General features: G+C 73.0%; 16 protein-coding genes and 1 riboswitch. Of the genes, 7 read left to right on the plus strand and 9 right to left on the minus strand.

What is annotated here, in order from left to right:
- The first annotated feature begins 5 nt into the window (after positions 1–5).
- The 4 genes from AB0C21_RS29020 to AB0C21_RS29035 all read left to right on the plus strand — a co-directional run bounded on the left by AB0C21_RS29020 (position 6) and on the right by AB0C21_RS29035 (position 6,190).
- Positions 6–2,363 (plus strand): serine/threonine-protein kinase, encoded by a 2,358-nt coding sequence (locus AB0C21_RS29020; RefSeq protein ID WP_500208467.1) that lies wholly within the window; start codon positions 6–8, stop codon positions 2,361–2,363.
- Positions 2,360–3,490, plus strand: a complete 1,131-nt coding sequence (locus AB0C21_RS29025) for a response regulator receiver protein (RefSeq protein WP_500208469.1) — start codon at positions 2,360–2,362, stop codon at positions 3,488–3,490. The genes AB0C21_RS29020 and AB0C21_RS29025 overlap by 4 nt, the downstream gene beginning before the upstream one ends.
- A gap of 40 nt (positions 3,491–3,530) precedes the next feature.
- Complete coding sequence (locus AB0C21_RS29030; RefSeq protein ID WP_500208470.1) at positions 3,531–5,444, plus strand: AAA family ATPase; 1,914 nt, start codon at positions 3,531–3,533, stop codon at positions 5,442–5,444.
- A gap of 71 nt (positions 5,445–5,515) precedes the next feature.
- Positions 5,516–6,190, plus strand: a complete 675-nt coding sequence (locus tag AB0C21_RS29035; RefSeq protein WP_500208472.1) for a 4Fe-4S single cluster domain-containing protein — start codon at positions 5,516–5,518, stop codon at positions 6,188–6,190.
- On the opposite strand, the gene AB0C21_RS29040 is transcribed toward AB0C21_RS29035, so the two are convergent.
- Positions 6,094–7,062: a hypothetical protein gene (locus AB0C21_RS29040; protein WP_500208535.1), complete on the minus strand. Its 969-nt coding sequence runs from the start codon at positions 7,060–7,062 to the stop codon at positions 6,094–6,096. The two genes, AB0C21_RS29035 and AB0C21_RS29040, sit on opposite strands and share 97 nt — an antisense overlap.
- A 48-nt stretch (positions 7,063–7,110) precedes the next feature.
- Here AB0C21_RS29040 and AB0C21_RS29045 point away from each other — a divergent pair, with 48 nt between their 5' ends.
- Positions 7,111–7,503, plus strand: coding sequence for an FHA domain-containing protein (locus AB0C21_RS29045; protein WP_149260883.1), 393 nt, complete (start codon positions 7,111–7,113; stop codon positions 7,501–7,503).
- A gap of 71 nt (positions 7,504–7,574) precedes the next feature.
- Here AB0C21_RS29045 and typA read toward each other — a convergent pair whose 3' ends face one another.
- Positions 7,575–9,428, minus strand: coding sequence for a translational GTPase TypA (gene typA, locus AB0C21_RS29050; RefSeq protein ID WP_500208473.1), 1,854 nt, complete (start codon positions 9,426–9,428; stop codon positions 7,575–7,577).
- Positions 9,429–9,620: 192 nt separating this feature from the next.
- Positions 9,621–9,757: riboswitch (cyclic di-AMP (ydaO/yuaA leader) on the plus strand.
- A 40-nt stretch (positions 9,758–9,797) separates the two neighbouring features.
- Here typA and AB0C21_RS29055 point away from each other — a divergent pair.
- Positions 9,798–10,781 carry a C40 family peptidase gene (locus AB0C21_RS29055; RefSeq protein ID WP_500208474.1) on the plus strand — a complete coding sequence of 328 codons (984 nt, stop codon included), beginning with the start codon at positions 9,798–9,800 and terminating at the stop codon, positions 10,779–10,781.
- On the opposite strand, the gene AB0C21_RS29060 is transcribed toward AB0C21_RS29055, so the two are convergent.
- Genes AB0C21_RS29060 through AB0C21_RS29070 form a run of 3 tightly spaced genes read right to left on the minus strand, consistent with a single transcriptional unit; the run spans position 10,774 to position 13,291 of the window.
- Positions 10,774–11,160 (minus strand): (deoxy)nucleoside triphosphate pyrophosphohydrolase, encoded by a 387-nt coding sequence (locus AB0C21_RS29060; RefSeq protein WP_149261225.1) that lies wholly within the window; start codon positions 11,158–11,160, stop codon positions 10,774–10,776. The genes AB0C21_RS29055 and AB0C21_RS29060 overlap by 8 nt on opposite strands.
- A gap of 29 nt (positions 11,161–11,189) precedes the next feature.
- The gene (locus tag AB0C21_RS29065; RefSeq protein ID WP_500208476.1) at positions 11,190–11,972 is read right to left on the minus strand and encodes a Mut7-C RNAse domain-containing protein; all 783 of its coding nucleotides are present in this window, start codon (positions 11,970–11,972) and stop codon (positions 11,190–11,192) included.
- 29 nt (positions 11,973–12,001) lie between these two features.
- Positions 12,002–13,291: an amidohydrolase family protein gene (locus tag AB0C21_RS29070; protein ID WP_500208477.1), complete on the minus strand. Its 1,290-nt coding sequence runs from the start codon at positions 13,289–13,291 to the stop codon at positions 12,002–12,004.
- Positions 13,292–13,352: 61 nt separating this feature from the next.
- Here AB0C21_RS29070 and AB0C21_RS29075 point away from each other — a divergent pair, with 61 nt between their 5' ends.
- Positions 13,353–13,916 carry a MarR family winged helix-turn-helix transcriptional regulator gene (locus AB0C21_RS29075; RefSeq protein WP_500208478.1) on the plus strand — a complete coding sequence of 188 codons (564 nt, stop codon included), beginning with the start codon at positions 13,353–13,355 and terminating at the stop codon, positions 13,914–13,916.
- A gap of 30 nt (positions 13,917–13,946) precedes the next feature.
- Here the strand turns inward: AB0C21_RS29075 and AB0C21_RS29080 are convergent, their stop codons facing one another.
- Genes AB0C21_RS29080 through AB0C21_RS29095 form a run of 4 tightly spaced genes read right to left on the minus strand, consistent with a single transcriptional unit; the run spans position 13,947 to position 20,603 of the window.
- Entirely contained in the window at positions 13,947–15,002 is a 1,056-nt protein-coding gene (locus AB0C21_RS29080; RefSeq protein ID WP_500208479.1) for a C40 family peptidase, read from the minus strand.
- Complete coding sequence (locus AB0C21_RS29085) at positions 14,999–15,631, minus strand: hypothetical protein (RefSeq protein ID WP_500208480.1); 633 nt, start codon at positions 15,629–15,631, stop codon at positions 14,999–15,001. The genes AB0C21_RS29080 and AB0C21_RS29085 overlap by 4 nt, the downstream gene beginning before the upstream one ends.
- The gene (locus tag AB0C21_RS29090) at positions 15,631–18,117 is read right to left on the minus strand and encodes a type IV secretion system protein (RefSeq protein WP_500208481.1); all 2,487 of its coding nucleotides are present in this window, start codon (positions 18,115–18,117) and stop codon (positions 15,631–15,633) included. Before AB0C21_RS29090 ends, AB0C21_RS29085 begins: the two co-directional genes overlap by 1 nt.
- Positions 18,114–20,603 (minus strand): ATP-binding protein, encoded by a 2,490-nt coding sequence (locus AB0C21_RS29095; RefSeq protein ID WP_500208482.1) that lies wholly within the window; start codon positions 20,601–20,603, stop codon positions 18,114–18,116. Before AB0C21_RS29095 ends, AB0C21_RS29090 begins: the two co-directional genes overlap by 4 nt.
- Between the last annotated feature and the right edge of the window lie 166 nt (positions 20,604–20,769).

A 20,769-nucleotide genomic window follows, 5' to 3' on the forward strand; every position in this document is an offset into this window, starting at 1 on the left:
CGCTGGTGGACGAGAACGGATCCGGCGGCGGCACCCCGCCGCGGGACACCCGGCGCGACGCCGGCGCGACGCGGCGCGAGGCGCGGGTGCCGGAGCCGCGGGATGCGGCGGAGACACGGCGCGAGGGTGCGGCGCCCGGCGATTCGCTGATGCGGCTGCCGGCGGTGCTCGGCGAGCGGTACTCGGTCGTGGCCGAGCTCCCGGTGCAGGGCGCCGAGTCCGACCTGATGCTCGTGCGGGACGAGCGCGGCGCGGAGTTCGTCGCGAAGATCTTCCGCCGCGGGTACCGCGCCGACCGGGAGGTGTGGGCGAAGCTGCCCGCGCTCGACTCGCCGCACGTGCTGAGGATCCTGGAGACGGGGCACGCGGACGGGCGCGACTACGAGGTCGCCGAGTACGCGCCGGAGGGCAACCTGCGGGCGCTGATGGACGGGCCGCTCCCCGAGGGGACGGTCGGTGAGATCGCCGCGCAGCTCGCGGCCGGGCTGTCGGCGCTGCACCGGGCGGGGATCGTGCACCGCGACCTCAAGCCCGAGAACGTCCTCGTGCTGGAGCGCGAGCCGGTGCGGCTCGCGATCGCCGACTTCGGGCTGAGCAAGGTGCTCGACCAGAGCGTGGTGTTCGCCTCGTCGTCGCGGACGCTGGCCTACGCGGCGCCGGAGTCGCTGTCCGGCCAGGTGTCGCCGGCGCGCGACTGGTGGTCGCTCGGCATGATCGTCCGGGAGCTGGCGACGGGCCGGGCGCCGTTCCAGGGGCTGAGCGAGACCGTCGTGGTCGACCACCTCGCGACGCGGCCGGTCGGCGCGGACGACGTCCGCGACCCGGGCCTGCGGCTGCTGTGCCAGGGGCTGCTGACCCGCGATCCGCGCAAGCGGTGGGCGGGCGAGCAGGTACGGCAGTGGCTGGAGGGGGGGTCTCCGCAGGTCGCGGAGGAGAGCGTCCAGGTCGGCGGCGGGCTGCCGTTCCGGGGGCGGCGCTACTCCGACCGGCGCGCGCTGGCGCGCGCGCTCGTCGAGAACTGGGACCACGCCGCCCAGTACTTCTTCGGCCGCGGCGAGTCCGGCGAGGCGTGGCGGAGCCTGCGGGAGTGGCTCGCCGAAGTGCCGGACGACAGCCGCATCGCGCTCGTCGACGGCTGCCTGGCGACGGCGCTGCCGCCGGACGTGAAGCTCCTGCACCTGGCGCTGTGGCTTGACCCGTCGATGCCGCCGCACTTCCTCGGCCGCCGGACGGCGTCCGGCGACCTGCCGGGGCTTGCGGCGCTCGCGGGCGACCAGCGCCATCCCGACCACCGCACCGCCTGCCTGATCGGGCGGGCGCTGTGGGAGCACCGCCTGCTGCACGTGCTCGCCGGGTTCGAGGGCGGCGAGGACCTGGCCCGCGTCGACGAGCAGTGGCGCGCCCACGTGGCGGCGTGGAACGACCTGGCGCGCTGGCTGCGCGAGCAGGAGGTCGCGCCGCCGGGCCTCGCGAGGCGTCTGCCCGACGCCGGGGCCGAGGAGCCGCCGACCGTCCTGCTCTCCCTGCTCGCGCTGGCGACGCGTCCGGCGGAGACCCACCGGCTGGTGGCCGAGAGCGCGGCCCGGGCCCGCGCGTCGGTCTCCGGGCCGGTGCCGTGGTTCACCTGGATGGCGGACGGGGCGGGCGACGACCCGCTGCGGCTGCTCGCGGTGGCGCGGGCCGCGCCCGAGGCCGTCGCGGAGAGCGAGTCGCGGACGCGCGAGCGGCACGCCGCGGCGCAGCGCGAGGAGGCGCTCCGCGCGCGGTGGGCCGAGCTCGAACGCCGGCGGCTCGCCGGGCGCGGCGCGGCCGTGGCGAAGGCGGTCGCGCTGACGGTGCCGCTGCTGTTGTTCTGGCTCGCGGGCAGCTGGGTCGTCGGGTCGCTGTTCGGCGGGGGCGGCGGCGACGAGGGCACGTCGTCGGTCGGCCTCCACAGCTCCTCTCCCTCCGGCATCTCGTTCGGGGTCCTGGCCGTCATATCGGTGCTGGCGTGGGCGGTGCACTGCGGCGCCGAAGTGATGGTGGCGCGCACGCAGGGCGCGGACTACCTCCCGCACGGGCCGTGGGCGATGTTCTCCGGAATCCTCGGGGCGGGCGGCCGCGGGCTGTCCCAGGCGTCCCAGACGATGTCGGGCGCCGCGCGGCGCGGCGGGCGGCGCGGCTGCCAGACCGGTTGCGCGATCGCCCTGCTCGGCGCGACGGTGCCGGTGGTGCTGCTCCTCCTCGTGATCGGGGCGCTGACGTCGATCGCGAGCATGCTGTGGATCCTCGTCATGGTCGCGGTTTCCGCCGCGCACGTGATCGCCGCGGGGGTGCGGCTGCATCACTGGCGGCTGGCGCGGACGAACGGAGGCACCCTTTGAGCAGCGGGATCGACGCCGACATCGCCCTGGACGCGGCGGTCGTGCTCAGTCTCGGCATGAACCGCGTCCTCGGGCGCGGCGCCGGGCTGGCCGGACGTGCGGCCGAGGCGCTGGCGGCGCGCGCCGCCGGGCGGGCGGAGGCGCGGGCGGCGGCGCTGGCCGAGGTGGAGACGCACGAGCGGGCGCTGCGCGAGGTGGTGGAGCGGGGCGCCCGCATCGCCGCGCTGGCCGAGACCCGCACGAAGATCGGCGCGGACGTGGCGCTGCCCGAGCCCCTCGACCCGGCCGAACTGTCCCCCGCGGAGCTGACCGCCTGGTGCGCCGCCACGGACCCCGTCCTGGACGAGGCCGAGCGGCACCTGTCCGAGCATCTCGCCGCGCAGGTCAGCACGCAGATCTTCGCCGTCCCCGCCGGGGGCCTGTCGGCCGACCTCGGGCAGGGCGCCCCGCCGCCCCCGCGGGAGGACGCCGGCGTCCGGGAGGACCTGGAGCGGATCATGGCGCGGCTGCTGCCCGACGCGGCCGAGGAGGAGCGGCGCGCGGTGGCGGAGGCGGCGCGGCTGCTCGCCGGCGTCGCGACGGCCGACGAGGCGGAGGGCGTCCTGCAGGAGGTGCGGCTGCGCATCCAGGACGCCAACGACCGCGTCCGGGAGCGGCGCGAGGAGGAGCGCCGCCGCGCGGCCGAGCGCGAGGCGGCCGAGCAGGCCGAGGCCGAGCGCCGGTACGTCCTCGACTCCATCACCGCCGCCTTCGAGGACATGGGGTACGAGGTCCAGGCGGGGTTCGAGACGCTGACCGCCGAGGACGGCACGCTGACGCTGACGAAGGGCGCCTGGCCCGACCACAGCGTCCGGATGCGCGTGGAGGACGCCGCGCACGTGCGGGCGTCGATGGTGCGCGAGCGGCCCGCCGAGAGCGAGGACGACCGGCGGCTGGACGTCGAGCGCGAGCGCGAGTGGTGCGACGCGTTCGAGGCCGCCCGCGAGCGGCTCGCCGACGCGGGGATCCGCTCCGACGTGGGCTGGCGCCTGGACCCGGGCGTCCGTGAGCTGCCGGTTTCGGCGCGGAACCGGCAGACTAGGGGCCGTGTCGGCCAACGCGAACGCTCCCGTGAGCGTCACAAGTGAGATGCGGAGGCGCGGACGGAGCGATTGGGGAGCGCGCTAGATGAGCATTGATTCGCCGACCCTCGGGGGGCGGTTGCAGGGTTGGCCGCCTTTCATCCGCGAGCTGGACGCGACCCTCTCGGTGCACTCCCAGTACGTCCTGTCGGGCAACCTGTACGACAGCTTCCTCTCGCCCGCGGCGGACGGCGCGCCCGCCCAGCTGCTGCCGCTGCGCGCCCTGCTGTGGGAGACGCTGCGCTCCAGCGGCGCGTCCTTCATGGCCGTGTACGACCCGGTGGACGGGCTGCAGATCGTCCCCGGTCCCGAGGACGCCGCCGGGGCCGAGGCGGCCGCGGCGGCCGAGCGGCTGCTCGGCAAGATCAAGGCTGACGAGAAGCCGTCGCTGGAGGGGCTGACCCGCTACCTGGCCGCGGTCGCCCGTCCGAAGGAGAACGTCCGCGCCGCGTTCGTGATCGACTCGGCGTCGCGCATCGCCCGCACCCCGACCGACCTGGAGCCGGCCGAGCGCGACTTCTTCCGGTTCTGCGCGAAGCTGTCGCGCAGCGCCCGGCCCGTGCGGGTGACCGGGCCGCGGCCGAAGCCGCTCTACAACCCGGTCGTCTGGCTGGTGGAGCGGCCCGGCGACCTGCCGCCGTGGCTCACCGCCGACAACGAGAACATCCGCGAGATCACGATCCCGCGCCCGCACCTCGGCGACCGGCAGGAGACGGCGCGGCTGCTGGCCCGCGCGTTCGGGGTCGGCGACGTCTCCGCCGACGAGGCCGCGGCGGCGGCCTGCGACGCGTTCGCCGAGCAGGCCGACGGGCTCACCCTCCAGTCGATGATCGAGGTGACCCGGCTGGCGAAGGAGCGCAACGTCGACCTCGCCGACCTGCCGGACGCGGTCCGCACCTACAAGCTCGGCGTACTCGACAACCCGTGGAGCCGCGGCCACCTGCGCCGCCGGGTGCTGGACGGGGAGAAGCGCGTCCCCGAACGGGTGATCGGGCAGCCGCAGGCCGTCACCAAGACCCTCGACATCCTCAAGCGGGCGGTGCTCGGCCTGTCGGGCGCGCAGGCGACCCGGTCCGGGAGCCGGCCGCGCGGGGTGCTGTTCTTCGCCGGCCCGACCGGCACCGGCAAGACCGAGCTGGCGAAGGCGATCACCGAGCTGGTCTTCGGGGACGAGTCGGCCTACCTGCGCTTCGACATGAGCGAGTTCTCCGGCGAGGGGTCCGGCGACCGGCTGATCGGGTCGCCGCCCGGGTACGTGGGCCACGAGGCGGGCGGCGAGCTGACCAACGCCGTCCGCGAGGACCCGTTCCGGGTGATCCTCTTCGACGAGATCGAGAAGGCGCACCCCCGGATCCTGGACAAGTTCCTCCAGATCCTGGAGGACGGCCGCCTCACCGACGGCCGCGGCAACACCGTGCACTTCTCCGAGTCGATCCTGATCTTCACCTCGAACCTCGGGATGTACGTGCCGGGCCGCGACCTGACGGCCCGCGACGCCTCCCCGTTCGGATCGCCCGAGCGTGTGCAGAACATCACACCCGGGATGTCCTACGACGAGGTGGAGCAGCGCATCAAGGGCGCCGTGGCCGACCACTTCACCGAGGTGCTGAACCGGCCGGAGCTGCTCAACCGGTTCGGCGACAACATCGTGGTGTTCGACTTCATCTCCGCCGAGGCCGCGCACAAGATCTTCGACCTGCAGTTCGCGAACATCTGCCGCCGGGTCACCGATGAGCACCGGCTCGTCCTGGCCGTGAAGGGCGAGGCGCTCGAGACGCTCCGCCGGTGGTGCACGGAGGAGCTCGACAAGGGCGGGCGCGGCATCGGCATGGCCCTGGAGTCGCACTTCGTCAACCCGCTGGCGCGCGCGCTGTTCGACCGGGAGCTCGTCCCTGACGAGAAGGTCACCGTGACGGGGATCCGGCGCGAGGGCAGCATCGTGCATCTGGACCTCCAGTGAGCACGGGTCGGCCCCCTGCGGCCGGAGACGGCGCCGGCGAGACGCTGCTGCTCGCCAAGGCGCACTACCCGGTGACCACACTCGGCCCCGGGACGCGGGCGGGCATCTGGACGCAGGGCTGCACACTGCACTGCGACGGCTGCCTGTCCCGCGACACGTGGGACGCCGACCCGGGACGGGCGATCCCCGTCGACGCGGTTCTAGGATGGCTCGCGTCCCTGCCGGAACCGGTCGACGGGGTGACCATCTCGGGCGGTGAGCCCTTCCAGCAGCCGGCCGCGCTGGCGGCTCTGGTGCGGGGGATCCGCGCGTGGCGGGAGGATCGCGGCCGTGAGACGATTGCGTTGGACATATTGGTTTACAGCGGATATGCCTACTCTCGGCTCTCGCGCGCCGCGGTGACGCGCGAGATCGTGGACATGTGCGACGCCGTGATCACGGGGCCGTACGTCGACCGGCTCAATCCGGGGGGGCGACACTCCGGGGACGGCTCTCTACTCTGGAGGGGGTCGGCCAACCAGCGTGTCGTGCCGGTGTCCCAGCTGGGACGCGAGCGGTACGGGGCAGTGGCCGGCGTCGGCGACACTGAAGGAAGAGGGCCCCGAGTACAGGTGTCCGTGGACGAAGGGCCGGAGGGAAGGCGGGTGTACTACATCGGGATCCCGCGACGGGGTGACATGGAGCACCTCACGTCGAGGCTCGACCGCGCCGGGGTGCGCTCGGGGGATGTGTCATGGCGACCTTGAACTGTCCGGTCTGTGACGAGCCTGTCCAGCCGGGCGATCTGCTCTGCATGAGCTGCGGAGCCAACCTGGCGCGCGCCGGCGGCGCGCCCCAGCCGGGCCCGGGCGGGTACGACCAGCGGGTCCCCCCGCCGCCGGGGCCGCAGGGCGGCCAGCCGTACGGCCAGCCCCAGCACGGGCAGCCGCAGTACGGGCAGCCTCAGCACGGCCAGCCGCAGTACGGCCAGCCGCAGCAGAACGACCCGTACCAGCAGCAGGCCCCGCACCAGCCGGGTCCCTCCGCGCAGCCGCAGGACCCGTGGGGCCCGCCGCAGCCGCAGCCGGACGCGTGGGGGCCGCCGCAGCAGCCCCCCGCCGACCAGCAGGGGCAGCCCCAGTACGGGCAGCCCCAGCACGGGCAGCCGCCGCACGGGCAGCCCCAGCACGGCGGCCAGCCCCAGCACGGGGGCCAGGCGCCCATGCAGCAGCAGCCGGCCGACCCGTGGGGCATGCCGCAGCAGCAGCCGCCCCAGGATCCGTGGGGCGCGCCGCAGCAGTCCCCGGGGCCGGAGCAGCAGTACCAGTCCCCTCCTCAGGACCAGTACCAGCCGCCCCAGGACCAGTACCAGCAGCCGCAGTACGGCCAGCCGCAGGACCAGTACCAGCCGCAGGACCAGTACGGCGCGCCGCAGCCCGGGCCGGGCGACCACCAGTTCGGCCCGCCGCAGCCGCAGCCCCCGTACGGGCAGCCGCAGCACGGCGGCCAGCCCCAGCACGGCGGCCACCCTCAGCACGGTGGTCCGCCGCAGCACGGGCAGCCCCCGCACGGCCAGCCGCAGCACGGGGGCCAGCCGCCGCTGCCGCCGCACGGCCGTGAGGCGACGCTGCTGCCGCACGAGCACAACCAGGGCCAGCGCCCGCCCGCGCCCGACAGCACGGCGTTCATGTGCCCGTACTGCGAGGCGGTGCTGACCAACCCGGGCGCGGCGCAGTGCGACTCGTGCCTGCGCCCGCTGCCGCAGAAGGGCACGCCGGTCCTGCGCGTCCAGTTCCCGACGGGCGAGCTCAAGGTCTCCGTCGGGCAGCACCTGGTGCTCGGCCGCGACGCGGGCCAGTCGCCGGTGGCGGCCACGTTCACCCAGTACGACAACGTGTCGCGGCGCCACTCGACCGTGTGGCTCGACCCGTCCGGCACGGCGTGGGTGCGCGACGAGGGCTCCACCAACGGGACGTTCGTCAACGGCGAGCGGCTCCCCCGCGGCGTGGAGGCCCCGCTCCGCGACGGCGACCAGCTCCGCCTGGCCGCCGACGTGACGGGCACCGTCCAGCTGAACTGAGCGGCACGCGACGAAAAGAGGCGGCCCCGCGGTTCTCCGGAACCGCGGGGCCGCCTCTTTCGCTTGCCTGCTCAGCCCGCGCGCTTGGTGCGGGCGCGCGTGCGCTCGCGCTCCTTGGCGTCGAGGACCACCTTGCGGATGCGGACGGCGGTCGGGGTCACCTCGACGCACTCGTCCTCGCGGCAGAACTCCAGGGCCTCCTCCAGCGACAGGAGGCGGGGCGGGGTGAGCCGCTCCAGCTCGTCGCCGGTGGACGACCGCATGTTCGTGAGCTTCTTCTCCTTGGTGATGTTGACGTCCATGTCGTCGGCGCGGGAGTTCTCCCCGACGATCATGCCCTCGTACACCTCGGTGGTGGGGCCGACGAAGAACGTGCCGCGCTCCTGGAGGTTCGTGATCGCGTAGGCGGTCGCGGCGCCGGAGCGGTCGGCGACGAGGGAGCCGGACGGCCGGGTGCGCAGCTCGCCGAACCAGGGCTCGTAGTCCTCGAAGACGTGGTGCGCCATGCCGGTGCCGCGCGTCTCGGTCATGAACTCGGTGCGGAACCCGATCAGGCCGCGGGCGGGGACGAGGAACTCCATCCGGATCCAGCCCGTCCCGTGGTTGGTCATGTGCTCCATGCGGCCCTTGCGGACCGCCATCAGCTGCGTGACCGCGCCGAGGTGCTCCTCGGGGATGTCGACGGTGAGCCGCTCGACCGGCTCGTGCTTCTTGCCGTCGATCTCGCGGGTGACGACCTGCGGCTTGCCGACGGTCAGCTCGTAGCCCTCGCGGCGCATGTTCTCCACCAGGATCGCCAGGGCCAGCTCGCCGCGGCCCTGGACCTCCCAGGCGTCGGGGCGCTCGGTCGGCAGCACCCGGATCGACACGTTGCCGACCAGCTCGCGGTCGAGCCGGTCCTTGACCATCCGGGCGGTGACCTTGGTGCCCTTCTCACGGCCCGCCATCGGCCCGGTGTTGGTGCCGACCGTCATGGAGATCGCCGGCTCGTCCACCGTGATCAGCGGCAGCGGGCGCGGGTCGTCCGGGTCGGCGATGGTGTCGCCGATCATGATGTCGGGGATGCCGGCGATCGCGATGATGTCGCCGGGGCCGGCCTCCTCCGCGGGCTTGCGGGTGAGCGCCTCCGTCATCAGCAGCTCGGTGATCTTCACACGCTCGATGGTGCCGTCGTGCCGGCACCAGGCGACCTGCTGGCCCTTCTTGATCGTGCCGGCGTGCACCCGGCACAGCGCGATCCGGCCGAGGTAGCTGGAGGCGTCCAGGTTCGTCACGTGCGCCTGGAGCGGGGCGTCCGGGTCGTAGGACGGCGCCGGGATCGTCTCGGTGATGACCTTGAACAGCGGCTCCAGGTCGTCGCTGCCGGGCATGGCGCCGTCGGCGGGCTTGTCGAGCGAGGCCCGCCCGGCGCGGCCGGAGGCGTACACGATCGGGAAGTCGATCTGGTCCTCGTCGGCGTCGAGGTCCATGAACAGCTCGTAGGTCTCGTCCACGACCTCGTCGATGCGCGCGTCGGGGCGGTCGGTCTTGTTCACGACCAGGATCACCGGCAGCTTCGCGGCGAGCGCCTTGCGCAGCACGAACCGGGTCTGCGGGAGCGGGCCCTCGCTGGCGTCCACCAGCAGGACGACGCCGTCCACCATGGACAGGCCGCGCTCGACCTCGCCGCCGAAGTCGGCGTGGCCCGGGGTGTCGATGATGTTGATCGTCAGCCCGTTGTGCAGGACGGCGGTGTTCTTCGCGAGGATCGTGATCCCCTTCTCGCGCTCCAGGTCGTTGGAGTCGAGCACGCGGTCGTCGACGTCCTGGTTCTCGCGGAAGGCCCCGGACTGCCAGAGCATGGCGTCGACCAGCGTCGTCTTGCCGTGGTCGACGTGGGCGACGATCGCGACGTTACGGAGGTCGTCGCGCGTGGAGATGGGCATGCGGGTTCGCCTTGCGTGAGAGTTCGGGGATCGCCGCAGACACGCGGCAGTCCCCCATTCTACTTGGCCGTGCGTACCATCCATCCCGAGCCGTTTCGTACCGCCGGTCACACCGGCCCCGATTGGCGAACTTTGCTCGTTCTTTGTAATCTTCCCGAGATCCGGTCGTCCGAAGTCCCCTCCCCCGGGACTGCGGCCGGAACGCCGAATCTCCCGAGATGCGGGAGAACCGGGGACCCACCACCCTCGGGGTGAATCGACACGTGTCGTAGGGCGACTCCTGGCCCGAACCCGTCAGCTAACCCGGTAGGCGTGCGAGGAGAGGAGAACACCGGCTTGGTTCCGGATTCCCGTCGGCGGCGTCGCATCATGCCCACCGCCACCGCCACCCTGCTCCTGATCGGCCTCGGCGCCGCCGCGCCGAACGTCGCCCGCGCCGCGCAGCCGTCCCGGCTCGCCGCCGCGCCGGCGGCGCCCAGCCCGACCCCGACGACGGAGAAGGGCCTGCGCAAGAGCCTGGACGCGCTGAACGAAGAGGCCGAGATCCTCACGGAGAAGTTCAACAAGGCCCGCGTGGAGCTCGGCAAGGCCCGCAAGGCCGAGCAGGACGCCACCAAGGAGGCCGCGCGGCTGCGCGCCCTCGCCGAGCCCGCCCGCCAGCGGCTCGGCAGCCTGGCCGCGGCCAACTACATGGCCGGCGGCCCCGACGTCCTCTTCGGCTCCGGCGCGTCCGCCGAAGGGCTGTCCGACCGCGCCTACCTCGCGCAGAGCCAGGCCACCGCCGTCCTCGCGCTGAAGAAGCAGATCGACCAGGCCGACGCCGCGCAGCGCACCGCGCAGGCCAAGAGCGCGCAGCTCAAGAAGGCCTGGGACGACGCCAAGAAGGCGCGCGACGCGGCCAAGTCCAAGGTCGGCGAGGTGATGAAGCGCCTCGACAAGCTGACCACAACCCACGCGCGCGACCCGCGCACCGGGCTCACGGCCACCGTGAAGGGCTCGGACCTGCCCGCCAAGATGGCCCGCAAGGCGCTCACCAAGCTCGGCTCCCCGTACGTGTGGGCCGCCGCCGGACCGAACAGCTTCGACTGCTCCGGCCTCGTCGTCTGGGCCTACACCCAGGTCGGCAAGCCCGGCCTCCCGCACTACACCGGCGACCTGTTCGCCATGGGCACCAAGGTCTCGCGCGGCTCACTGCGCTCCGGCGACCTGGTCTACTTCGGCAGCAACCTCCACCACATGGGCATCTACCTCGGCGACGGCAAGTACCTGCACGCCCCCCAGACCGGCGACGTGGTCAAGATCTCCAAACTCTCCGAACGCTCCGACTACGCAGGCGCAAACCGGATCAGCTGAGGCCCTGAGCCGCGAGGAGGTCTATGACCGGGCGGTCGCCGGGGAGCCAGTCGACGTCGTAGAGCTCGGACGGGGTGAGCCAGCGGAGTTCCAGGTGCTCCAGGGCCTGCGGTTCGCCTTCGACGATCTCGGCCGTCCAGACGCGGAGGAGGCTGCGCTCGCTCAGGCGCCAGTCGCCGCCGACGCGGCGGCCGAGGCGGACCTTCACGGCGAGTTCCTCGTGGCACTCGCGCACCAGGGCGTCCTCGTCCGACTCGCCGGGGTCGACCTTGCCGCCGGGCAGTTCCCAGCCGCCCGCCATGTGCGGAGGCTCCGCGCGCTGGGCGGCCAGCAGGCGCCCCTCCGACAGGATCGCCGCACCCACCACCACGAGATCGATCGCGACCAACTCCTCTCCGTGCTTCTCCCTCAGACCGCGGCGCCGGTCCGTCCGGTTCCGTTTTCCCGGAGGGCGTCGACCAGTCGCGTCGCGTCGCGGACGATCTCCTCCAGGCGGTCGCCGTGCGCGCCGCGCCAGTACAGCTGGCCGCAGTCGGCGCAGCGGCCGTAGACGTCGTAGTTGCGGCGGGTGCCCGCCTGCAGCTCGCGCTCGATCTCCTGCTTGTCGACCGGGACGAGCTCGCCGTTGCATGCGGTGCAGCGCGTCCACGGCCGCAGGACGGGCGCGAACCGGTCGAGCAGGTCGCGGAGCTGGTCGTCCGGGCGCGAGCCGCGGACGTAGGCGCCGAACCACAGCGCGCGGCGGCGCAGGAGGCCGCGGTCCTGGGTGAGCAGGACGCGGCGCTCCTCGTTGGCCTGGACGACGAGCGCCGGGTCGTCCATGTCGTTGTGGTAGGCGGTGTCGAGGCCGAGCAGGCGCATGCGCCGGGCCAGCGTCCCGAGGTGGACGTCGAGGAGGAAGCGCGGCGCGACCTGGCCCGGGTCCAGCGGGACGGGCTGGGGGCGCGGCACCGCCGCCACGCGGACCTCGGCTCCGACCGCGGGCCGGGTGGCGGGCCCGGCGGGCTCGCCGTCGGCCGTCATCGGGCCCGCCTCGGGCAGCGGCACGCCCAGCGACTCCACGAGGTGCCCCAGCGTGGAGGTCCCGTCGTAGGGCACGCGGGCCGGGGCCGCCCGCCGGGCGGCGGGCAGGAACATCAGCAACTCGTCGGCGACGCGGATCGTTATCTCGGACTCCACGCAGATCAGCATGCCACGTGCGGCCGACGATTCTCCTCGGCTCAGGCCGCCGTCACGCGCGCGGCGGACTCCGTCAGCGACGCCAGCAGGGCGGGGACGTCGTGGCCCGTCAGCGCTCCCCCGCGCTTGACCACCCGGCCGCCGACGAGGACGGTGTCGACGTTGCGCGTGTCGGCCGCCAGCACCACGGCCGCGACGGGGTCGTGGGCCGCCGCGACGCCGAGGGTGTCGGTGCGCAGGACGAGGAGGTCGGCCTGCTTGCCCGGGGTCAGCGACCCGGTGGCGTCCGCCAGCCCGGCGGCCTCGGCTCCCTCGATCGTCGCCATCCGGAGCGCGTCGGCGGTGGTGAAGCCGAGGCCGGCGCCGTCCGGTCGGCCCCGTTCGAGGACGTAGGCGGCGCGCATGACGCTGAACATGTCGCCGGGTCCGCAGGCGACGGTGTCGGCGCCGAGCGCGGTCGGGACGCCCGCCGCGCGGGCGCGTCCGGTGGGCGGGGCGCCGATGTTCACGGCGGCCTCGATGGCGGGGGCGACGGAGACCGTCCCGCCGCTCCCGGCGATCCGCTTCAGCTCCTCGTCGGTGTAGAAGTTGGCGTGCACGTACATGGCGGGGTGGTCCATCAGCCCGTGGGCGTCCAGGAACGCAAGGCCGCTTGCGGCGCTCTCGGCGCCGTGGCCGCCCATGTGCGCGGTGACCGACAGCCCGAGGTCGCGGGCCGTCCGCCATTCGGCGAGCGCGCGCTCGGGGCCCGCGATCTCCGGGCCGAGCGCGGCCATCGTCATCGTGACGGTGCCGCCGGGGCCGCCGAAGTACTCGCGGTGGACGCGGCCGGTCTCGGCGGCGAGCGCGCCGAGGTCTCCGTCGCCGCCGTAGCAGTACCCGAACACCGCCCTGATGCCGGACTCCCGCAGCGCCGCGATGTTCGCCTCGGTGTGGCCGGGGCCGAGCTGGATGTGCGACCAGTCGACCAGCGTGGTGATGCCGGAGTCGAGGCATTCCAGGGAGCCGGCGAGCGTCCCGGCGAACACGTCCTCGGGACGGTACCGGGGTGCCATTTCGCCGAGGACGCGTTGCAGGTAGGCGGGGAGCGTGCCGTCGGCCACGGCCGCGCGTATCCCCGCCTGCCAGGTGTGCCGGTGGGTGTCGACGAAGCCCGGCATGACGATGCGGCCGGTCGCGTCGATGGTCTCGGCGCCCTCCGGGGCGGCGAGCCCCGGGCCGACGGCGGCGATGCGGCCGTCCTCGACGAGCACGTCGGCGGTCCCCAGCACGGCCGGCCGGGGCGCGGTGTCGATGACGAGGCCGTTCGTGAGCAGCAGAGTCGTTGTCATGCTCGAAAGCTTAAGAGTTAGCTTTTTAAAAAGCAACAGGCTGAGCGAGTACGCTCGGGGCGTGCAGGACGAGAGCGTGCGCGGGGACGAGACCGGGTCCCGCAGGGACGAGATCGACACCCGCAGGGATGAGATCGACACCGTGGCCGACGCGTGGCGGCGGGACGGGCTGTCCGAGCCGCTCATCGCGATGCTGGAGCTGAGCAAGCGCGCCGGGCGCGTCGCCATGCTGGTGCAGCAGGCCCTGCGGGGCCCGCTCGCCGAACTCGGCCTCACCTACGCCGAGTTCGAGGTGCTGACCGTGCTGCGCCGGGAGGGCGAGCCTTACCGGCTCCGGCCGAGCGAGCTCACGCGGTCGGCGTTCCTCACCTCGGGCGGGACGAGCAACGTCCTGCAGCGGCTGCAGAAGGCCGGCTACATCGAGCGCGAGGCCAACGCAGGCGACGCCCGCAGCCGCTTCGTCCAGTTGACGGAGGACGGGCTGCGCGTCACCGAGCGGGCCCTGGCCGCGTCCGGCGCCGTGCACGAGGAGGTCATGGCCCGCGTAGCGCCGGAGGACGTCCGGGACGCCGCCGACGCGCTGCGCGAGATCCTGCTCGTCATCGGCCGGCGCCGGTTCCGCTGAGCCCGCGGGGCCGTCCCGCGCGCCGGGCGGTCACTGCCGCGCGGCCAGCTCCGACACCTTCTTCTTGAAGTCGGGCCGCGCGAGCGGGCGCGTCACCCCGACCCAGTTCGGCTTCTTGTAGGTCTTCACGCCGATCGCGGGCACGCACGACGAGCAGCTCGCCACGATCATCTTGCCGCCGCCGATGACCATCCCGACGTGGCCGGGATTGTCGGGCGACGTCCCGGGGCCGGAGTTGAAGAACACCAGGTCGCCTGGCTGTTCCTTGCCCTTGGGGATCTTCACGCCGAACGGCCACTGCTCGAACGTCGTGCGCGGGAGGTTCAGGCCGACCTGCCGGTACGCGGCCTGGATCAGGCTGGAGCAGTCGTAGGCGTCCGGCCCGTTCGCCCCGAACACGTACGGCTTGCCGCGCTGCGCCATGGCGAACGCGATGATCGTCTTGACGAGGGCGCTGACGTTGGCGGGGAGCTGGTTGTCCTCGCAGTTGATCCCGTTGGCCTGGACGACCTTGAACTCGCCGCCGACGTAGCGCTTCGCCCAGTCCAGGACGAGGTCCACGTAGTCCCACGAGTGGTTGTACTGGAAGATCGCGGTGCGCATCCGGTCCGGGGCGCCGTTGTGCTTGAGGTAGGCCGCGGCCGTCGGGATCGCGTCCGCCGGGTCGTAGCGGTCCTTCTTGCCGTCCTTGTCGCCGTCCACCGCGAACGCCTTGAACGTCGGCTCCAGGAACTGCATGGGGCCGCCCGCGCCCGCGTAGTTCTCCCCGCTGGACACGCCCGGCATCGTCGACCTGCCGTGGTCGGTCTCGACCTTGCCGACGCCCGCCAGGACGTTCCAGGGGATGCCGTACTCCTTGCCCGCCTCCTGGTACAGCTTCAGGTAGTCGGCGGGGACCGCCTTCGCGTCACCGGCCGCCGCGGGCTGCGAACCGGCGGCGGCCGTGTCCACGCAACCGCCGCCGCCGACTCCGCCGCCGTACAGGAACTGGCCCGTGCCGAACAGGATCGGGACGGAGACCAGCGCCGCGAACATCACCGCGGCGACGCAGAGACCGCCGACGAACAGCAGTATCCGCGTGCTCATCCCGTGTCACCCGCCTGCCCGGCGTCCGCCGGCTCGAACGAGTAGACCCTCATCGAGCCGCCGGACCTCGTCACGGTGACCGCGTACTGCTTGCTGTCGCTGCTCGTCCGGCCGTTCCTGGTGACCTGCCGGCGGCCGGTCACCAGGAAGATGATCGAGTTCTTCTCGATGTCGCGGACCTCATCGAGGGACGCTGCGCCCTGCGCGACGAACTGCTCCTTGCGGCGCTCCTCCACCATCGCGGGCGCCGCCATCCCCTCTCCGAGACGCTGCCCGAGGTCGTCGGTGGCCAGGCCGGCGAACTTCGCCACGTAGGCCTGGGGGGTCTCGTCGTAGCGGTACGTCCCGTAGGCGGTGACGAACCGCTGCGCGAGGTCCGCCGCCGCGGCGAACTCCCGCCGGGAGAACGGCAGCAGCCGGTAGACGTCGAAGTCGTCAGGGTTCACGGTGCTCTGGATCCCCGGCGGCGGCGACGCGGGGGGCGGCGACGCAGTGGCGGTCGGGCGTGCCTGCGGCTCGTCGCCGGACTCGTCGGAGGGCGCGGCGACCGTCAGATACACGCCGACGGCCGCCAGCAGCACGACGAGACCCGCGAACAGGAGTTTGCGCCGCCGGTCGGTCAGGTTCATCACTCGTCCCGATCCGCCTCACCGGACCGGCGATCCGCCGGACGCAGCCAGAACGGGATCGGCGGGCCGGCGTCGGAGCCGCCCCTGCCCCACAGCGGCGGGGGCTGCCGCCGCCCGCCCGGCTCGGGCCGCGACGGGCCTCCGCTCGCGGCGCCGCCGGAGCGGCCGCGCTGCCGGGGGACGCTCCCGGAGCCGCCGCCCGAGCCACCGCCCGAACCGCCGCTGCCGCCGCCGGAGAACCAGCCGCCACCGCCGCCGCCCGAGCCGCCGTTGGAACCGCCGCCCCCACGGCCGCGTCCGCGTTCGACGGAGCCGGACGAGCGTCCGCCGCCGGAGAACCAGCCACCGCCTCCGGAGCTGGCACCGCCGCCGCCGGAACCACCGGAACCACCAGAACCGCCGCCCGAGCCGCCCGAGCCGCCGCTACCGCCCGAGCCTCCGCCACCGGAGACGCCGCCACCGTTTCCGCCGCGCCCGGTCCAGGAGGTCGGGCGGACGGTGCCCTTGCCGGACCCGCCTCCGCCTCCGGAGTCCTCGCCGTCGCCCTTGGCGACGGTGACGCCGCCGGGCCTGGCGGCCGCCGCCTTGCCGCCGTCGGTGCGGCGGTCGCCGAGCGCACCCGCCCTGGTCGGCAGGTTCAGCGGAGGAGCGCCGCGCTTGGACCGCCCCTGCGCCGCCCCGGCGCCGGCGGCGCCCGCACCCCGCGGCTTGGCCGCGAGGACCGGGGCGTCCTCAGGCGACTGCTCCGCGCCCGCGCCGGGCGCCGACTTGTCGGCCGAGTTCATCGCGCCGGCCATCGCGCCGGTCGTCGCGCCGCCCGTCACTCCGCCGATGATGGCCGCGGCCACCGCCGGGTCCTCCTTGGCCTTGCGGAACATCTGGTAGGCGGCCACCGGCGGTATCGCCTCGGTGCTCTTGCGGGCCGCCGCGACCGACTTGCCGAATTCGGCCTCGCCCTTCTCCCGGGCCCCGACCGCGGAGTAGCCGACGGCGGAGAACAGGTGCTGGAACGGCTTGCGGTACACGAACGCCGCGAACGTCACCAGCGCGATCAACAGCACCTGCAGGCCCCATGGCAGCGTCTCGCCGAGGATCAGGCTGTAGGCCCACAGCAGCAGTGAGAGCACCCCGATGAGCGCGGCCTGCTTCAGCAGCATGGAGAGCAGCAGTTCGAGCCAGCGCATGGCGATGACGCGCCCGACACCCGGATGGATGCCGATCCCGAGGAAGATCGGCCCCGCGACGAGGAGCAGCAGAAACGCGATCTTCACGACGATCAGCGCGGTCGCAATGACCAGGATGAGCATGCCCGCGACCAGGGCCGCGAACAGCGCGATGAGCGCCACTCCCAGCCGGTTCTCCCAGGCCTTGCCCTGGAACAGGGCATAGCTCTCGGGATGGTTGTCCTTGATGTCCTTGGTGACGTCCTTGTAGGCGTCGGCCTTCTTCCCCAGGTCGACCTTGTTCGTCCCGTACGTCTCTGGAAGATCGACCGCCTGCGACCAGAGCAGCTTGTCGGCGTTCTGCTTAATGATCTTCGCGTTGGGATCGCTGGTGCCGAATTCGCCCTGCAGCCACGGCTTGCAGACCAGCGCCACCCACAGCGCGTTCGCGTTGCGGGACGTCGCGTCGATGCTCTGCGACGTCGCCGGATCGGGCTTGCCGTTGGGGACGGGAACGCACGTCCCGCCCTCGGTGTCGCTCGGTGGCAGCGCGGCGCTGAAGGCGGCGCTGGTCGCCTCGGAGACCTTCGTCCCGAGCGTGGTGAAGTCGGCGGGCCGCGCGATCAGCCAGACCAGCGCCACCATCGCGGCGATCATCCAGACCACGCCCTCGGTGACCTTGCTCGCCCGCTTGCGGACGAGACCCCACCACGCCAGCCACATCGCGCCGAGGATGACCACCCACGACCAGTAGCGGGCGTTGAACGTCTTGCCGAGGTCGATGATGACCCCGTCGACGGTGTCCTTGAGCCAGCTCAGCAGCGACTCCGACGCGGCCGCCTGGTAGACGCTGATCGTCGTCCGGTCGACCGTCCGGACGAGGGTGAACACGGTGTTCGCGATCGCGTTGCCCATCATCGACATCGCGTCCGAGCAGCCCATGTCGACCGCGTACCAGGTCTGCCCGGCGGTGCCGTACCGGTCGTAGTAGGTGAGCCGTTCGACAGGGGTCTTCTGGAGCTTCTCGTCCGGATAGTCGGGCGGCTTGATCATGCCGTCCGTCCCGGACCCGTACCGCTCGGGCGGGGGATGGTCGGCCGGGCTGCACACGTCGTTCAGCGGGTTCGGCAGTTGCGGGACCGACGCCGACGCCGGCGTCAGCGGCCCCAGCATGAACAGCGCCATGACGACCAGCAGCATCACCGAGCGGCGGGTGCGCGGCGCGCGGCGGGCGCGGCGCCGGGGGCGGCGCAGGTCCGCGCGGTCGAGTCCTTCGCCGGGCGAGCGCTGCAGGCGCGCCGTCCCGTTGCGGGAACCCCTCATCGGGAGACCTCCTCGACCTCGGCCCCCGCGGCGGTGAGTTCGGACGTGCCCGGACGGGACCGGGTCGGGTTGGTGTCCAGCCAACGCTGCAGTTCCTCGGAGATCAGGTCGACGCCGATGCGCCCCGCTCGGCCGTCGAGGTCACGGAAGATGCATTCGCCGTTGCCGAGGTTGCGCAGCACGGCCTTGTGCTCGTCGGACGCCTCGACCCCGAGTAGGGACATCACGTTTCCGACCTCGACCCGCTCGGTGGAGCGGAACGAGAACACCGAAGACAGGCAGTTCGTCACCTGTTCGTTCAGCAGGTCGCCCGCGTTCTGGGAGACCAGGATCAGCGCGGTGTTGCGGGAGCGTCCCATGCGCGACACCTCGGGCACGAGCTTGGCGCCCTCCGGCGTCGAGGTGATCGCCCACGCCTCGTCCAGGAAGATGGCCTTCGGCAGCCGCCGGTCGAGGCCGTGCATCAGCCGCCGTGCGAACTGCGACACCAGGTACATCAGCGCGACCGACAGCCGCTGCTCGTAGGAGTAGTCCTCCCGCGGGATCGTGACGTCCGGCAGGGTGAGCCCGCCGAGCGTGAACACGGTCGTCCAGCCGGCGGTGTCGATGCGCTCGCCGCCGGACGGGTCGAAGCACAGCCGCGCGAGCCGCATCTCCGACATCGAGCGGAGCACCGCGCCGAGGTTCTTGGACGCCGGGTCGTCGGCGCCTTCCAGGTAGTCGACGACGCGGCCGAGCGAGGGCCGCTCGGCGTTGGCGACCGCGCCGACCGCCTGGATCATCGCGGACTCGCGCTCCTCCGACATGCGCGGGAGCAGCAGCCGCAGCGTCTCGGTCGCCATCATCTTCTTGGTGGCGAGGTCGTCGCCGAAGGAGAACGGGTCGAGCAGCCCGGGCGCGGCCGAGCCGAGCGGCAGGATGCGCGCCTTCCTGCCGCGTGCCTTGAGCAGCTCCACGAGCGACTCGGCGTCGCCCTTCGGGTCGATCGCCGCGACGGTGACGCCGCGCAGCGACATCTGGTAGATCAGCAGCAGCGCGAGCGTGGTCTTGCCGCCGCCGGGCTCACCGGTGATCGCGACGGCCGTCGGGCGGTTGCGGGCCGCGGCGACGAGCGGGTCGAAGTGCACGATGGCCCGGGCCCGGCCGAGCGTCTCGCCGATGTACGGGCCGACCCAGCCCCCGCCCTCGTCGTCGGTGCGGTCGCCGAGGTCGACGGTCGCGACCGGCATCCCGCCCGCGATGGTGCGCAGCGGCTGGCGCTGCGCGTAGGCGTTCAGCCGGATCTGGTCGCCGGGCAGCGACTCCAGGAACAGCGAGAACTGGTCGCCGGTCGAGTTGACGACGTCGATGCCGATGTCGCGGTAGTGCTCGACGACGGCGTCCACCCGCTGCGCGAGCAGGTCCTCGGTGGGCGCGGACACGATCAGCCGGTGCCACCCGTACACGAACGGCAGCCGCTCCTTGGTGATGCCGTGCTCCAGCATCCGGGCCGCGTCGATCTGCTCGGCGAGCGCGATCGGCGCCTCCGCGCCCGCCTCCCGGATGTGCTGGTCCATGTCGCGGGCGTGCGCGAGCTTGCGCGAGACGTCCTTGGACGCCTTCGCCGGCGGGACCAGCTTCATCCGCGCGCTGATCTCGACGGGGAACGGGAGCGCGTCGGCGTAGTGGAACCAGGGCTCGCCGTCCGGGAACGGCATCATGTCGGGGAACCGCGCGAACGACAGGTAGGCGACGTAGGACGCGGCGGTGGCGCCGCCGCCCGCGCCGGTGAAGTTCGGCTGCTCGATCCGCAGGTACGAGCGCCCGTTGTGGATGGCGCCCTCCACCAGCGACTCGATCTCGCCCTTGCCCCACGTCCTGCGCGGGACGGCGGACGGCGGCGGGTCGGCCAGCGAGCCCGTCACCGCGTGCTGGAACAGCCACGCCACCTCGGTGGAGGTGGCGTGCCTCGCGTACAGGGCGGACCCGCCGAGCGCGCGGCCGATCCGCTCGGCCTGCTCCGTCCAGCGCGCGATCTCCTTCTTGTCGACCGCGTCGTCGTGCACGCCGAGGACGTTCTCGCTGCGCTTGTAGACCTTGAGGAGCTGCGACAGGACGCCGCCCGACAACTGCGCGCCCATGCCGCGCGGGCCGAGCCGCACCCCGAGGTAGACCTCCTTGGTCCAGAAGTCCTTGGCCCACACGTGGGCGTAGGTCTCCTCCAGGTACTCCCGCCACCCGGGACCGCCGTCGGACGTCCGGTCCAGGGCCAGCGCCCACTCCGCCGCCGGATACGTCCGGTGCGCGATCCGCAGGTGGACCTCGGCGTCCTGCATGCGGATGCCGGCGAGCGCGATGGTGATGTTGGTGGCGAGCGCCTCGCGCTCCTCACCGGTGGTGAACTCGTAGGACACCGTGGGCAGCCGGAAGTACGCCCAGGCGGCGCTGTCGGTCAGCAGGACGCGGTCGTCGAAGTACCGCACGGCCAGTCGGCTCGACTTGCTCATGCCGCCCTCCCGACGCCGGTTCCGATCAACGATTCTCTCCTCGCGCGGGCGGCCGCACAGGGCTGCCCGGGAGAGTGTTCGCAATCCGGACGGTCATGAACGTCAGGCGGGTCCGCCAGCAATGCCCGGTTCACTACGGTCTCCGCTCGATGCCCGCGAGGGGCGC

Source organism: Spirillospora sp. NPDC049024 (assembly GCF_040649235.1).
GTDB lineage: Bacteria > Actinomycetota > Actinomycetes > Streptosporangiales > Streptosporangiaceae > Spirillospora.

Coding starts and splice junctions, on each gene's coding strand:
- AB0C21_RS29030 (WP_500208470.1), top strand. CDS start 3,531: ATGAGCATTGATTCGCCGACCCTCGGGGGGCGGTTGCAGGGTTGGCCG.
- AB0C21_RS29045 (WP_149260883.1), top strand. CDS start 7,111: ATGTGCCCGTACTGCGAGGCGGTGCTGACCAACCCGGGCGCGGCGCAG.
- typA (WP_500208473.1), bottom strand. CDS start 9,428: ATGCCCATCTCCACGCGCGACGACCTCCGTAACGTCGCGATCGTCGCC.
- AB0C21_RS29055 (WP_500208474.1), top strand. CDS start 9,798: ATGCCCACCGCCACCGCCACCCTGCTCCTGATCGGCCTCGGCGCCGCC.
- AB0C21_RS29065 (WP_500208476.1), bottom strand. CDS start 11,972: ATGCTGATCTGCGTGGAGTCCGAGATAACGATCCGCGTCGCCGACGAG.
- AB0C21_RS29070 (WP_500208477.1), bottom strand. CDS start 13,291: ATGACAACGACTCTGCTGCTCACGAACGGCCTCGTCATCGACACCGCG.
- AB0C21_RS29080 (WP_500208479.1), bottom strand. CDS start 15,002: ATGAGCACGCGGATACTGCTGTTCGTCGGCGGTCTCTGCGTCGCCGCG.
- AB0C21_RS29085 (WP_500208480.1), bottom strand. CDS start 15,631: ATGAACCTGACCGACCGGCGGCGCAAACTCCTGTTCGCGGGTCTCGTC.
- AB0C21_RS29090 (WP_500208481.1), bottom strand. CDS start 18,117: ATGAGGGGTTCCCGCAACGGGACGGCGCGCCTGCAGCGCTCGCCCGGC.
- AB0C21_RS29095 (WP_500208482.1), bottom strand. CDS start 20,603: ATGAGCAAGTCGAGCCGACTGGCCGTGCGGTACTTCGACGACCGCGTC.